The following is a 14,046-nucleotide window of genomic DNA, read 5'->3' on the forward strand; positions in this document are numbered from 1 at the left end:
GTCTATAACCGCGCCCACGCCTCGGTGAGCACCCCGCGCAGGATCTGCTCGATCGCATCGAACTCCTGCTTCCCCGAAATCAGCGGCGGTGCAAGCTGAATCACCGGGTCACCGCGGTCGTCGGCGCGACAGTACAGGCCGGCATCCCAGAGCGCGGCAGACAGGAAGCCGCGCAGCAGCCGCTCGCTCTCCTCGCCGCTGAACGTCTCCTTGGTCGTCTTGTCCTTGACCAATTCGATTCCATAGAAGTACCCCTCACCGCGCACGTCACCGACGATCGGCAGGTCGTGGAGCTTCTCCAGGGTGGCCCGGAACACCGGGGCGTTCTCATGCACCCGATCGTTGAGGCCCTCCCGTTCGAAGATATCGAGGTTGGCAAGAGCCACCGCCGCCGAAACAGGATGTCCGCCAAAGGTATATCCGTGCGGGAAGGTGGTCTTACCGTCGTTGAACGGCTCGAACAGACGGTCCGTGGCGATCATCGCCCCGATCGGCGAGTACCCGGAGGTCATACCCTTGGCGCAGGTGATGATGTCCGGCTGGTATCCGAAATCCTCGCAGGCGAACATCGATCCGATACGGCCGAAGGCGCAGATCACCTCGTCGGACACCAGCAGCACGTCGTACTCGTCGCAGATTTCCCGCACCCGCTCGAAGTAGCCGGGCGGGGGCGGGAAGCAACCGCCCGCGTTCTGCACAGGTTCGAGGAAGACCGCCGCGACCGTGTCGGGTCCCTCGAATTCGATCGCCTCGGCGATCCGGTCGGCACAGTAGCGCCCGAACGCCTTGGGATCGTGGGCGTATGCCTCCGGGGCCCGATAGAAGTTGGTGTTCGGTGCGCGGAACCCGCCCGGGGTCAGCGGTTCGAAGGGTGCCTTGAACGCCGGCAGACCGGTGATGGCAAGAGCGCCCTGCGGGGTTCCGTGATACGCGATGGCGCGCGAAATCACCTTGTGCTTACCAGGTTTACCGGTCAGCTTGAAGAACTGTTTGGCCAGCTTCCACGCGCTTTCCACCGCTTCTCCCCCGCCCGTGGTGAAGAAGACGCGGTTCAGGTCGCCCGGGGCGTACCCGGCGATCCGATCGGCCAGCTCGATCGCGGTCGGGGTGGCGTAGGACCACAGCGGGAAGAACGCGAGCTTCTCGGCTTGCCGGGCGGCGGCCTCCGCCAGTTCGGTGCGGCCGTGCCCGGCCTGCACGACGAACAATCCCGAAAGACCGTCGAGATAACTCTTACCGCGGTCATCCCAGATCCGCACGCCCTCACCGCGCGTGATGATGGGCGGGGATATGCCCTCACCGTGGCGGGCGAAGTGGCCCCACAGATGGCGGGACGCCTTTTCCTGCAGGTCGGCGGAGATCTCGTGTGCTACATCGACGGTTGTCACCGTGTACCCCAATTGTATTGTTGTTTCACTAGTTTCAGATAAACCAGGGTTTCCGTGGAGGTCACCCCGGGCACGGCACGAATCTGCTTGTTCAGCAGAACCAACAGGTCGTCGTCGTCCTCGCAGACCACCTCGACGATCGCGTCGAAGGTTCCGGCAGTGAGCACCACGTAGTCGACCGCCTCCAGCTCTGCGAGCCGGTCGGCCACCTCGGTGGTGTCACCGGAGCATTTGATGCCGATCATGGCCTGGCGCGCGAACCCCAGCTGCATGGGATCGGTGACCGCCACGATCTGCATGACACCGGCGTCGATCATGCGTTGCACTCGTTGACGCACCGCCGCCTCCGAGAGGCCCACCGACTTACCGATGGTCGCGTATGGGCGCCGCCCATCCTGCTGAAGCTCCTCGACAATCGCTTTGGAAGCCTCATCGAGCTGGAATGCTGCCGAGCCGTTACCCGGATCGGCGACCCGCAACAGACGCCGTTTCGTGTTGGTCACGAGCTCGATTGTGCACGGATTCCGTCATCCATTGCAATGTTTTACGACGAATTACCGTTAAGAGCGGACTATTGACGATGGAATCCGTGGCTTAAAGCACCGATTTTCGATACCGTGGCCAGGTGAGCGCACCAAGCAGCTGGATCAATGGCCGCCTCGTCACAACCCGCGGCGATACGCATCGCGTGATCAACCCCGCGACCGGGACAACCGTCGCCGAACTAAGCCTGGCGACCCCCGACGACGCCGATGCGGCAGTGGCGGCAGCCAGGGCCGCGGGGCCCGGCTGGGCCTGCTCAACCCCCGCCGACCGTGCCGCTGTCCTGGCCAAACTGGCCGCCGCCATGGCGGCCAACGCCGACACGCTGGTGGCCGAGGAGGTCTCCCAGACGGGTAAACCGGTGCGCCTGGCATCGGAGTTCGATGTGCCCGGCAGCATCGACAATGTCGACTTTTTCGCTGGTGCCGCAAGACATCTGGACGGTAAGGCCACGGCCGAATACTCGCCCGACCACACCTCCAGCATCCGGCGCGAGGCCGCCGGGGTGGTCGCCACCATCACCCCGTGGAACTACCCGCTGCAGATGGCGGTGTGGAAGGTGCTGCCCGCACTGGCGGCGGGGTGCACAGTGGTGATCAAGCCCAGCGAGCTGACACCGCTGACCACACTGACGCTGGCACGCCTGGCCACCGAGGCCGGGCTGCCCGATGGTGTGCTCAACGTTGTCACCGGACGCGGCGATGACGTGGGCAGCACCCTCGCGGGCCACCCCGATGTGGATTTGGTGACCTTCACCGGGTCCACCGCTGTCGGCCGAAAGGTGATGGCCGCGGCCGCCGTTCATGGGCATCGAACACAGCTGGAGCTCGGCGGCAAGGCACCCTTCGTCGTGTTCGACGACGCCGACCTGGACGCCGCCATTCAGGGCGCGGTCGCCGGCGCGATCATCAACTCCGGCCAGGACTGCACGGCCGCGACCCGGGCGATCGTCGCCCGCGATCTGTACGACGACTTCGTCGCCGGAGTCGGCGAGGTGATGAACAAGATCGTCGTCGGCGATCCCTTGGATCCGAACACCGATATCGGACCGCTGATTTCGGCCCCCCATCGCGCCAGGGTGGCGAGCATCGTGGACCGCGCCCCCGCTCAGGGCGGCCGAATCGTCAGCGGCGCAAGCTCACCCGATCTGCCGGGATTCTTCTACCGGCCCACCCTAATCGCCGACGTCGCGGAGACATCCGAGGCCTACCGCGACGAGATCTTCGGCCCGGTGCTCACCGTGCGCGCATTCTCCGATGACGACGACGCACTACGGCAGGCGAACGACACCGCCTATGGCCTTGCGGCCTCGGCGTGGACGCGCGATGTCTACCGCGCGCAGCGGGCCTCGCGGCAGATCAAGGCGGGTTGCGTATGGATCAACGACCACATCCCCATCGTCAGCGAGATGCCGCACGGCGGATTCGGCGCGTCCGGCTTCGGCAAGGACATGTCCGCCTACTCCCTTGAGGAGTATCTGACCATCAAGCACGTGATGAGCGACATCACCGGTACCGCCGAAAAGGACTGGCACCGAACTATTTTCGCGAAACGTTAGGGCCGCGCGTCCAAGTTGTCGTTGATGAGCGCCGCGAGCCGGGTAAGGCTCGTGGTCATCGCACGGCGGTCGGCACCCGCCAATTCGGCGAAGACCGCATGCTGCCGTGTCCGAAAGGCCACCTGCGCGTTGACCACCCGAGTGCGCCCGGCGGTGGTCAAGCCCACGAGGACCAACCGGTCATCCGATGCCGAGCGGGTGCGTTCGACCACACCCCGTTCTTCTAACTGCTTGAGCGCGCGCGTGGCCGTCGGCACCGCCACTCCCGCCGTCCCGGCCAGCTGACTCACCGACATCGAATCCCGGTCCAGTAGCGGCGCCAGCAGCTCGAGCTGCGAGCGACTCATACCGGCCTGCGTCCCCGCGGGCGACGTTCGGCCCCGGCGCATCGCGAAGTACAGCGCGTCCGTAGCCGCCACCAGCTCTTCGATCTCACGGGCACTGTTTCCGCTCGGTTGTCCTGGCACCCCGACAGTCTAATGGTTAGCTTGATAATAGTTAGCATGCTAACGTTATTGTCGAAGCCAACGGAAGGACACGAACATGCGTGTAGCGGTCATCGGCGCCGGAATCGGTGGGCTCACCGCAGCGGCGGCATTGCGCGCCAACGGTATCGACGTCATCGTCTATGAGAAGGCGCACGAACTGCGTGAGGTGGGCGCGGGCGTCGTCGTCGCGAACAACGGCCAGCGCGCACTCGATGCCGTGGGCCTTGGCGATCGGGTACGGGAGGTCGGCACGCGAATCGAACGCACCGTGTGGAGCACCTGGCACGGAGAAGATGTCCCGGTGCCGCCTGCGTGGCCGTCGGTCACCCCGGGACGCCCGGTGACCTCTCTGCCCGTACACCGCGGCGAACTACAGCAGGCGCTGCTGGGCGCACTACCCGCCGGGACCGTCCACCTCGGGCGCCCCTGCCAGGACGTGATCGAAACCGCCGAAGGAGCCCGCATCGTCTTCGCCGACGGCTCCGTGGAGCACGCCGACATCGTCGTCGGTGCCGACGGCATCCACTCGGCGGTGCAGCAGGTGGTCGCGGGCCCCGTCGAGCTGTCCAGCGAGGGCATCATGGCCTACCGCGGTTTGATTCCCGTCGAACGCCTCGATGACTCCGTCGACCTCCTGCGGATGCAGATGTGGCTCGGCCCCGGGCGCAGTTTCCTCATCTATCCGGTCTCCCGAGGACGGTTGCTGAACATCGTGGCCTTCACGGCCACCGATCTCGATGCCGAGGAATCGTGGACGGCACCGGGTGATGTGCGGGCCCTCGCGGCGGAGTTCGCGGATTGGGCACACCCCGTTCCGGCCATTATCGACGCACTTCCAGAAACCTTCCGGTGGGGACTTTACGATCGAAAGTCGTTGGGCCGATGGTCAACTGACCGCATCACCCTTCTCGGCGACGCCGCGCACCCGGTAACCCCGCATCTGGGCCAGGGTGCGAACATGGCGATCGAGGACGCGGTCGTGCTCGCCACCGTTCTCGCGGGCGCTTCGGTGGCCGATGTCCCCCAGCGGCTGGCCTTGTACGAGTCCCTGCGGCGCGACCGCACAAGCCGTATTCAGCAGAACGCACGCCAAGCGGGCGCGATCTACCGCGCCACCGATCTCAGCGCCCAGGAGCAAGCCGCCGGACTCACCGCGATCCTGGCCGGTGATTGGATACCCGACTACGACGCCGCCGCGGCAGCCGAGGCGGCATTGGCCTCGCTTTAATCCTTGGTGAACTCCTCACCCGTCTGCGGATTCACCGCGACCTCACCCTCGGGGAGGTTGGACAGATCGCCGGCGATGACGGTCTGTTGCGCCTCGACCGCATCGGGCACTCCGAAGTGGGCGGTGGCCCCGGCCGGAGCCAGCACCAGATCGGCGCTGCGCCGCGGCAACGTCTCCCCCAGGAAGAAGGGCGGTGCGGCCACCCGCCACAGCAGCATCACAACCACGCCGAGCACCAGCGCGCCGATACCGACCACCGCCACAGCTCCGTATCCGAAGACGGTGACGTTGTTACCGGCGTCATCGATGAGCCAGTCGGGCTTGGCGTACTGAATCAGTCCGTAAGCGAAGATGACCGTCAGCGCGATGCCACCGAGCAACGGGATCGCACCTCGCATCATGAAATTGCGAGCACTCTGTGTGAGTGTCCGACGGTAAAACCACACACACGCGAAGCCGGTGAGCCCGTAGTAGAAAGCAATCATCAGGCCGACCGATCCGATCAGCGCGGTCAGCAGGTTGGTGCTGATGATCGTAAAGAGCACGTAGCACGCGATCGAGACCGCACCCATCGCCACGGTGGAGGTGGTCGGCGTCAGGTACGTGCGGTGGATCGAGGCGAACGATTCCGGTAGGGCCTTGTAGACACCCATCGACAGGGTCGTGCGGGCCGTCGGCAGGATCGTGGTCTGGGTGCAGGCCGAGGCCGACGTCAGGATGGAGGCGGAGAGCAAGAGCATCCCCACATGTCCAAGGAAGCTGTCACCGAACAGTTCGGGACCGATAGCCGCGAACACATCCGCCGCATTCTCCTGATTACCCAGGCCTATCCCCTCCGTGCCGACTCCCGCGAAGGCCACCGCGGCCACACTGACCAGCGCGTAGGTGGCCAGCAACAGGAAGGTGGACAGCACCGCGGCGCGCCCGGGCGTACGTCCGGGGTCATCGGACTCCTCATTGCAGGCCACTGCGGTATCCCAGCCCCAGTAGATGAAGATCGTCGTCAGTACTGCCGGTGCGATCACGGTGCCGAAGTCCAAGCCCCCGGGCCAGAACCAGGACAAGGACGGCAGCAGCGAGTAGGCCTCGGCGTTATGGGTGTAGACCTTGATCAACGCGATGATCGAGACGACGACCAGAACAACCATCTCGACCAGCAAGAGTCCGTACTGCAAGCGCACCGAGACTTCGATACCGCGGTAGCAGATATACGTCATGATCACGATCCACAGAACGCCCGCCACTGTGGACCACAGGGTGCTGTCAGCCAGACTGGCTGCCGCCGACCAGCCCAGGTCGCCGACGAAGGTGAACGAATAGGCGCCCGCGATCTGGGCCAGGTTGGCCATCACGATGACGTCCGCGGCGATGATCCCCCAGCCGCCCAGCCATCCGACGATCGGCCCGAAGGTGCGCGACGCCCAGGTGAACGTGGTCCCGCAGTCCGGTTCGGCCTTGTTCAGTTCCTGATAGGCCACCGCGATCAGATAGATCGGGATGAACGAGATCAGCACGATGGCGGGCGCCTTGACGCCGGCGAGCAGGGCGCCGCCGCTGGCGACGATCAGCCCCAGGGTGGCGGCCAGGCTGTAGGCCGGTGCCGTGGACGCCAGCCCGACGACAACGCTGGACAGCAGCCCCATCGCGCCGCCCCTGAGTCCCTTGCTCTCGACGGGGTTATCTGAGCTCATACGCGTCTCCTCGCTTGGCGGACTGCGAGCAGAATACGTTTTCCGTTGACATTTCGCCCATCAAGAGCGGAATTCGTCATGAAATATCGGTTTCGCACCGGATTCGGCAACAATGTCGTCGCCTCATCGGCGCACCGAACCGCCGCCGAAACCAGGGGTTACGCCGCACTTCTGTCGCCGACACCAAATATCACGTGTCGGCGAGAGTGGGTGATCTAAGCGAGTGGGTTCGTTCCGTTGAGGAACACCCAGATGGCAGCCGCGGCACCCAGGCCCAGCAGCAGCGCGGCGAAGGAGCCCACAAACGGCCTGCGGGCCCAGCCCCTTCCGGCGTCAAACCCGTACCGACCAGGGCCTACGAGGATCACCGCGATGAGCGCGACGATCATCAACAGCTCGAACTCGTGCCCGTCGGGCCAAAAGATCGCGTACCGGTTCGCCTTGTCGGACACCATGTCAGACAGCAGCACATTGACCATGAAGGCCAGCCCGGCCGCCCCCGCCAGCGGCGTCAGCAGACCGAGAATCAGCAGTACCCCGGCGCCGAGCTCTGCGGTGACACCGACATAAGTAAGGATGTCGGCGTACTTGAAGCCGCGATCAGTCAGCGTCGATTCGAAACCATTGAGGCCGGTGCCGCCCCACCAGCCGAAAACCTTGCGCAATCCGTGCGCGATGAGCACCGCGCCCACGCCGACACGCAGCAACAACAGTCCAAGATCTTGGGTGCCGCGACGGTCGCCCGTCGGGTCTTGGGTGCCCCACGGCGCGGCATGTCGCGCCTGCACCGCCTCGGAAGATATCTGGGTGGTGGCAGGTTCGGCATAGGGCAGCGGCGCTGGATCGTACAACGGTCCAACCTCTTTCACGTCGTGGGAGCTCGTCAGCTTTTCCCCCTGGTAATGCGGGATTGCCGTGGTCTCGAAATCGCCGCCATAGGTGGCCGACGGCACATCGTCTTCAGGGTCGACCAGTTCGGGCGGCTTACGCCACACCTGCGGATCGTCCGAATGACCGGTCACGGCCCAAGAGTAAGTCCATTGGAGGCCTGAATGTGGCGAGCAACGCCGTAAGGTCCGTAATCTTGCGGGCATGCTCATTCGCTGCCGGAGCCGCAGGGCCGGCGACATCCGGCCAAATCCCACGACGGGACCGACCAATGAGCCATCGGGGAGAAGACTGATTGTCGGTTCGGTGGCGGCGTTGGCCGGGACGGTGACCCTGCTCTCGGGTTGCGTGCGGTTCGATCCCACCCAGGATCAGCCGTTCACCGAGGTCCCCAGCCGCGGGATTGCCCAGACCACGACCACCCCGCCGCCACCGTTGCCGGGTAAACCGTTTCCCAAGCAGTGCGCCGCCGACGGCGTGATGCAGGGATGCCTGGAAGCCACCAGCGGCCTCATCATGGGCAGCGATGGCAAGACCGCTTTGGTCGCCGAGCGGGCAACGGGTGCCGTCAAAGAGATCGCGACGAGCGCCGAACCGAAGGTGAAGACCACCATCCCCGTCGACCCCTCCGGGGACGGCGGATTGTCCGATATCGTGCTCTCCCCCTCGTACCAGCAGGACCGGCTGATGTACGCCTACATCAGTACCCCCACCGACAACCGGGTGATCCGCATCGCCGACGGCGATGTGCCCAAGGACATTCTCACTGGAATTCCAAAGGGCCCCAACGGTAATGCCGGATCGCTGGCGTTCATCAGCCCCACCACGCTGGTGGTCCAGACCGGCACCGGCGGTAATCCAGCCGCAGCCAATGATCCGAACTCGCTGGCCGGCAAGGTGATCCGCATCGAACAGCCGACCACCATCGACCAGGCCGCACCGACCACCGCCATCAGCGGCCTCGGCGACGGCGGAGCGATGTGCGTGGACGCCGCCAACGGTGCGCTATACGTCACCGACCGCTCCCCCGTCGGCGACCGGCTACAAAAGCTGACCAAGGACGGCAAGATCACGACAGTCTGGACCTGGCCCGACAAACCCGGGGTGGCGGGCTGCGCCGCGTTGGACAGCTCGGTGATGGTCAACCTGGTCTTCAACCAGACCACCGTCGTGGTGCGCCAGAACCCGGAGACCGGCGCGGTCACCGGCGATCCCGAAGTGCTCCGCCAGAAAGAGCAGCACGGTCACGTACGCGCGCTCAAGCTCTCGGCCGACGGGAACGTCTGGGGCGGTTCCATCAACAAGGACTTCGGCACCGCCACCCCCACCGAGGACGTGGTGTTCCCGCTGTTCCCGAAGGGCGGCGGATTCCCCCGCGCCAACGACGACCTGGACTAATTCCTCGCCGACTGTCGACTTCTCGCGGTGCTCACTCGCACTTTGTCGCGAGAAGTCGCCAGTCAGCGTGTGATTACGCCTGGCCGCAGGCCTTCAGCACCAGATCCTTGACCAGCGCGGCATCCGCTTGCCCCCGGGTGGCCTTCATCACCGCACCGACGATGGCGCCCGCGGCCGCCACCTTGCCGTCGCGGATCTTCTGCGCGACATCGGGGTTGGCCGCCAATGCCTCATCGACGGCGGCCTGGATCACCGAATCGTCGCGCACCACGGTCAACCCGCGGGCGGTCATCACCTGCTCGGGCTCACCCTCTCCGGCCAGCACGCCGTCGACCACCTGGCGCGCCAACTTGTTGGACAGCTTGCCGTCGTTGATCAACGCGGCGACAGCGGCCACCTGCTTTGGCGTAATGGGAAGCTCAGCCAGCTCGACCTCGCGCGAATTGGCTTGCTGGACGAGGTAGTTGCCCCACCACGAACGCGCCTCCTCGCTGCTGGCCCCCTCGACGACGGTGGCCTGTACGAGTTCGACGGCGCCGTTGTTCACCAGGTCGCGCATCACCTCATCGGAGACGCCCCATTCCTGCTGAATGCGCCCCAACCGCAGCCAGGGCAGCTCGGGCAGGGTGCCGCGTAGCCGCTCGATCAGCTCGCCGCTGGGCGCGACGGGTTCCAGGTCGGGCTCCGGGAAGTAGCGGTAGTCCTCGGCCGTCTCCTTGCGACGCCCCGCACTGGTAGAGCCGTCCTGCTCCAGGAAGTGCCGGGTTTCCTGAATGACGTCCTCGCCCGCATCCAGAACAGCTGCCTGGCGGCGCATCTCGTAGCGCACCGCCACTTCGACGCTCTTGAGTGAGTTGACGTTCTTGGTCTCGGTGCGGGTGCCGAACTGGTCGGCGCCGGTGGGCATCAGCGACACATTCGCATCGCAGCGCATGGACCCGTGATCCATGCGTACATCGGAAACGTCCAACGCGCGCAACAGGTCCCGCAGCGCCGTGACGTAGGCGCGGGCGATCTCCGGAGCGCGCTCCCCGGTGCCCTCGATGGGCTTGGTGACGATCTCGACAAGCGGCACACCCGCCCGGTTGTAGTCGAGCAGGGATTCGGTGGCCCCGGAAATGCGGCCGGTCTCGCTGCCGATATGCGTCAGCTTGCCGGTGTCTTCCTCCATGTGGGCGCGCTCGATCTGCACCCGCCAGGTGGTGCCGTCTTCGAGCGGGACGTCCAGGTACCCGTTGAACGCGATCGGCTCGTCGTATTGAGAGATCTGGTAGTTCTTCGGCTGGTCCGGGTAGAAGTAGTTCTTGCGGGCGAACCGGCCCCACGGGGCGATCTCACAGTTCAGCGCCAGCCCGATACGGATGGCCGATTCGACGGCCTTCTCGTTGACCACCGGCAACGAGCCCGGCAGCCCCAGACAGACGGGGCAGATCTGGGTGTTCGGCTCCGCGCCGAATGTGGTGGGGCAGCCGCAGAACATCTTGGTGGCCGTGGACAGTTCGACGTGGACCTCCATGCCGAGCACCGGCTCGTATCGGGTCAGCACATCGTCGTAGTCCAGCAGTTCTGTCATGCCGCGATCCTAATAGGTCGGCTTTGCCGCCCGAGGGCTGAGCTGGCCCTACCCAACAGGCCCCTCCCTCGAGCGCATACCGCACGGAGGTGAATCGCGTGCATCATCCACACCAGGTATGCGCTCGGCGAACCTGCCCGATCAGCCGAAGAAGGCCGCAGCGTCCTCGTAGCGGTTCTTGGGGACCAGCTTGAGATGACGGGTGGCCTCGGACAAGGGCACCCGTCCGATGTCCTGGCCCCGCAACGACACCATCACCCCATACTCACCGGCATGGGCGGCGTCCGCGGCGTTCACTCCGAATCGGGTGGCGAGCACCCTGTCGAACGGTGTCGGGGTGCCGCCGCGCTGCACATGGCCCAGCACGGTGGTGCGCACCTCCTTGTTGATGCGCTTCTCGATTTCCACACCCAGCTGCTGCGCCACTCCGGTAAACCGCTGATGCCCGAACTCGTCAATTCCGCCGTCGCGTAACTCCATTGAGCCCTCGGCCGGCTTGGCGCCCTCTGCCACCACACAGATGAAATGCGAATCCCCACGCTGGAAGCGGCCTTTGATGAGTCGACACACCTCTTCCACGTCGTACGGCACTTCGGGGATCAATGTCATGTGCGCACCGGAAGCCAGTCCGGAGTGCAGGGCGATCCAGCCCGCGTGCCTGCCCATCACTTCCACCAGCATGACGCGCTGATGCGATTCGGCCGTGCTGTGCAACCGATCGATGGCGTCGGTGGCGATGGTCAGCGCGGTATCGAACCCGAAAGTGACATCGGTGCAATCGATGTCGTTGTCGATCGTCTTGGGCACCCCGACCACGGGGACATTCTCGTCGGCGAGCCAGCTCGCCGCGGTGAGCGTGCCCTCCCCACCGATCGGGATCAGCACATCGATCCCGTTGTCGTCGAGGGTCTGCTTGATCTGGTCCAGCCCGGCACGCAGCTTGTCGGGATTGGTGCGGGCGGTGCCCAGCACCGTGCCGCCCTTGGTCAGCAGCCGATCGTTGCGGTCATCGTTGGCCAGCTGGATGCGCCGGTTCTCCAACAGACCCCGCCAGCCGTCCTGAAATCCCACGACCTGCGAGTCGTAGCGGTTGGCACAGGTCCGTACGACCGCCCTGATGACGGCGTTCAGCCCGGGACAGTCGCCGCCACCGGTAAGCACTCCGATACGCATAGGCCCCATCATGCCCGTGACATGGCCGGGCGGCAGCGCTACGACGCCTTCGGTGGACGCTGCGGGGCGCTCAGCGTGAACCCCGCCCACACATCACGGCGGTCGACGCCGAGGTTCTTCTCGACGCATGTCACACGGTCGAAGACCATCACCGGCCAGTCCGGTCCTCGGTATGCCGGCCAGTCCTCGCTCGGAACACCGTTGCGCGCGAACGCCACCCAGCGCTCTTGCACATCGTCGACCACCCGCGAGGCATCACGATGAGTAAAGCTCCCCGCCAAGAGCGGTCCGGCCGGACCACGGTAATTGCCGAAGACCGCGAGCAACTCGGTGGCATGCGAGCCGTTCAGGCCGGCGGCCCGCACGGGCCAGGGCGCATAGTCGAACTGGTACACGTAAACCGGTGCGAATTGCTGATGCGCCCGGGCGATCCGCCACACCGAAGAGGTAAAGAACATGTCTCCAGCCAGCCGCAACCGGGCTTCCTTCGATGGATATCCCGGGTAAGCGCCAACAATCCGCTCGAGATACCCAGGGCCTCCACGCGCAAGAATCTCCAGCTGTTCGGCTTCAGATAGCGGCATCACCTTGATGGCCTTGGTGAAAAGCCTGGCTTCATCGGCGTTACTTCCGATGATCAGCGGAACTCGTTGCGCATCACCGCGTTCGATGGCATCGACGGGAGCGCTTGGCAAGTAGTCGCCATCGACCGAAGGCCCGAATGGAAATCCACCCTCGGCGATCAACTTGCGCTGTGCACGCAGGAGCCGCCGGGGCGAGGCGTTCATGACCGTCTCGGCAGCGTTATCAGGGCCAGCCCCAAGCAGTTCAGCGAATCGCCGGGCCTCATGCGCGATCGTATCGGCGCCGGCGGCCAGGCCACTGGCGGTGCTTTGGATGATCGCGCGGTGGAACAACCCCGCGGCGGCGGGGGTGGTCATCAGCGTCTCGACGGCGCTGGCGCCGGCACTCTCGCCGAAGATGGTCACATTGTCCGGATCTCCGCCGAAGGCCCGGACATTGTCGCGAACCCACTGCAGGGCCAGCACGAGATCACGCAGGTACACGTTGCTTTCGATGACGTGCTCGGCATCAGACAGCGAGGACAGATCGAAGGCGCCCAGCGCCCCCACGCGATAGTTGGCCGATACATAGACGCATCCGCGACGCGCCAGTATCGATCCCTCGTAGGGAGGCGAGGCACTGGCACCGAGGAAATACCCACCGCCGTAGATGTAGAACATCACCGGTAACGGACCGTCGGGTAGTTCCTCCGGCGTCACCACGTTGAGTGTCAGACAGTTCTCGCTGCGACGTTTCTGCGGGGTGAACACCTTGGGCTGGTAGGGCACCGCACCGAATCTCGTGCAGCGCCGGACGCCCTCCCAGGGCTGCACGGGACGCGGCGCCTTAAGCCGCAGCGGCCCTACCGGCGGTTCGGCATAGGGGATTCCCCGGAAACGGCGCATTCCACGCCGCACAAAGCCTTCAACAATGCCGCTGTTGACTTGCACTCGCTTCGGCGCCGCTGCCACGGATGCCAACCTAGCTCCCGCCGCGGGTGGTCACCGCCCCGGGCGCACTGCCGTGGGGCCTGGCCTGGTTGTCACGATGGTGGCCTGCGGTGGCGCGTTCCCCGGATCAGGCGCCGACGACAAGTGATTGTCGCCGGGAGCGAGACAGTCGGGCTCCGTGGATCCGCTGCACGCGGCCGGTTTCACCTGCACTACCGCCTGCGGGGCCTCGATGCGGCTCGTCACCACCACTCCAGTCAGAATTGCCGCGCATGCACCGGCCGCGGCCATCCGACGTATCGACATCCTCGTCATGCTGGTCACGCTCGCGGCAAGACTGTGCTGGGGCGTGTCTTTGTCTGCGGGATGGTCGCCCGCGGCACCATGTTGCCGGGGTTCGGTCGCGCCGTCAGATGAGGATCGCCGGAGTGATCGCAGGTGGTATCGGTCTGCACCGAGCACTGGATCTTCGTCTGCGGCGTCGCGGGAACCGATTGCGAAATCACCAACGCCGCCGGCACCGCTGCCACCACGCTGACGGCGATCACTGCACCACTGCACCTGGCCATCATATGCATATATGCAAATATGACAGCTCTTGCTG

The 14,046-nt window shown here is 65.2% G+C and carries 13 protein-coding genes; 3 read left to right on the forward strand and 10 right to left on the reverse strand.

The annotated features are described in order from the left end of the window. Positions 1-2: 2 nt before the first annotated feature. Both AOT87_RS16655 and AOT87_RS16660 read right to left on the reverse strand, forming a co-directional pair. Positions 3-1,388: an aspartate aminotransferase family protein gene (locus tag AOT87_RS16655; protein WP_057966964.1), complete on the reverse strand. Its 1,386-nt coding sequence runs from the start codon at positions 1,386-1,388 to the stop codon at positions 3-5. Continuing rightward, positions 1,385-1,891 carry an Lrp/AsnC family transcriptional regulator gene (locus tag AOT87_RS16660; protein WP_030094123.1) on the reverse strand — a complete coding sequence of 169 codons (507 nt, stop codon included), beginning with the start codon at positions 1,889-1,891 and terminating at the stop codon, positions 1,385-1,387. The genes AOT87_RS16655 and AOT87_RS16660 overlap by 4 nt, the downstream gene beginning before the upstream one ends. Positions 1,892-2,013: 122 nt before the next feature. Here AOT87_RS16660 and AOT87_RS16665 point away from each other — a divergent pair, with 122 nt between their 5' ends. Beyond that, complete coding sequence (locus AOT87_RS16665; RefSeq protein WP_057966963.1) at positions 2,014-3,489, forward strand: gamma-aminobutyraldehyde dehydrogenase; 1,476 nt, start codon at positions 2,014-2,016, stop codon at positions 3,487-3,489. On the opposite strand, the gene AOT87_RS16670 is transcribed toward AOT87_RS16665, so the two are convergent. Beyond that, positions 3,486-3,956 (reverse strand): MarR family transcriptional regulator, encoded by a 471-nt coding sequence (locus tag AOT87_RS16670; RefSeq protein ID WP_070940320.1) that lies wholly within the window; start codon positions 3,954-3,956, stop codon positions 3,486-3,488. The two genes, AOT87_RS16665 and AOT87_RS16670, sit on opposite strands and share 4 nt — an antisense overlap. 76 nt (positions 3,957-4,032) lie before the next feature. Between AOT87_RS16670 and AOT87_RS16675 the strand changes: the two genes are divergently transcribed. Beyond that, on the forward strand, positions 4,033-5,205 hold the full coding sequence (locus AOT87_RS16675) for an FAD-dependent monooxygenase (RefSeq protein WP_057966962.1): 1,173 nt from the start codon (positions 4,033-4,035) through the stop codon (positions 5,203-5,205). Here the strand turns inward: AOT87_RS16675 and AOT87_RS16680 are convergent. Next, the gene (locus AOT87_RS16680) at positions 5,202-6,896 is read right to left on the reverse strand and encodes an APC family permease (protein ID WP_057966961.1); all 1,695 of its coding nucleotides are present in this window, start codon (positions 6,894-6,896) and stop codon (positions 5,202-5,204) included. The two genes, AOT87_RS16675 and AOT87_RS16680, sit on opposite strands and share 4 nt — an antisense overlap. A gap of 215 nt (positions 6,897-7,111) precedes the next feature. Then, positions 7,112-7,918, reverse strand: a complete 807-nt coding sequence (locus tag AOT87_RS16685) for a DoxX family protein (protein ID WP_030094128.1) — start codon at positions 7,916-7,918, stop codon at positions 7,112-7,114. Positions 7,919-7,988: 70 nt separating this feature from the next. On the opposite strand from AOT87_RS16685, the gene AOT87_RS16690 reads away from it, so the two are divergent. Then, positions 7,989-9,182, forward strand: coding sequence for a PQQ-dependent sugar dehydrogenase (locus AOT87_RS16690; RefSeq protein WP_078322792.1), 1,194 nt, complete (start codon positions 7,989-7,991; stop codon positions 9,180-9,182). A gap of 73 nt (positions 9,183-9,255) precedes the next feature. Here AOT87_RS16690 and gatB read toward each other — a convergent pair whose 3' ends face one another. From gatB to AOT87_RS16715, 5 genes are all read right to left on the reverse strand, one after another. Further along, a complete protein-coding gene (gatB, locus tag AOT87_RS16695; RefSeq protein WP_057963711.1) occupies positions 9,256-10,755 on the reverse strand; it encodes an Asp-tRNA(Asn)/Glu-tRNA(Gln) amidotransferase subunit GatB in 1,500 nt (499 codons plus the stop codon). A gap of 141 nt (positions 10,756-10,896) precedes the next feature. After that, positions 10,897-11,928 carry an ATP-dependent 6-phosphofructokinase gene (locus AOT87_RS16700; protein WP_030094131.1) on the reverse strand — a complete coding sequence of 344 codons (1,032 nt, stop codon included), beginning with the start codon at positions 11,926-11,928 and terminating at the stop codon, positions 10,897-10,899. A gap of 38 nt (positions 11,929-11,966) precedes the next feature. Beyond that, complete coding sequence (locus AOT87_RS16705) at positions 11,967-13,463, reverse strand: carboxylesterase/lipase family protein (RefSeq protein WP_057966960.1); 1,497 nt, start codon at positions 13,461-13,463, stop codon at positions 11,967-11,969. 30 nt (positions 13,464-13,493) lie between these two features. Then, on the reverse strand, positions 13,494-13,748 hold the full coding sequence (locus AOT87_RS16710) for a hypothetical protein (RefSeq protein ID WP_131727285.1): 255 nt from the start codon (positions 13,746-13,748) through the stop codon (positions 13,494-13,496). A 14-nt stretch (positions 13,749-13,762) separates the two neighbouring features. After that, positions 13,763-13,990 carry a hypothetical protein gene (locus AOT87_RS16715; RefSeq protein ID WP_225421945.1) on the reverse strand — a complete coding sequence of 76 codons (228 nt, stop codon included), beginning with the start codon at positions 13,988-13,990 and terminating at the stop codon, positions 13,763-13,765. Between the last annotated feature and the right edge of the window lie 56 nt (positions 13,991-14,046).

Origin of the sequence: Mycobacteroides sp. H003, assembly GCF_001440135.1 — a bacterium.
GTDB classification, from domain to species: domain Bacteria; phylum Actinomycetota; class Actinomycetes; order Mycobacteriales; family Mycobacteriaceae; genus Mycobacterium; species Mycobacterium gwanakae.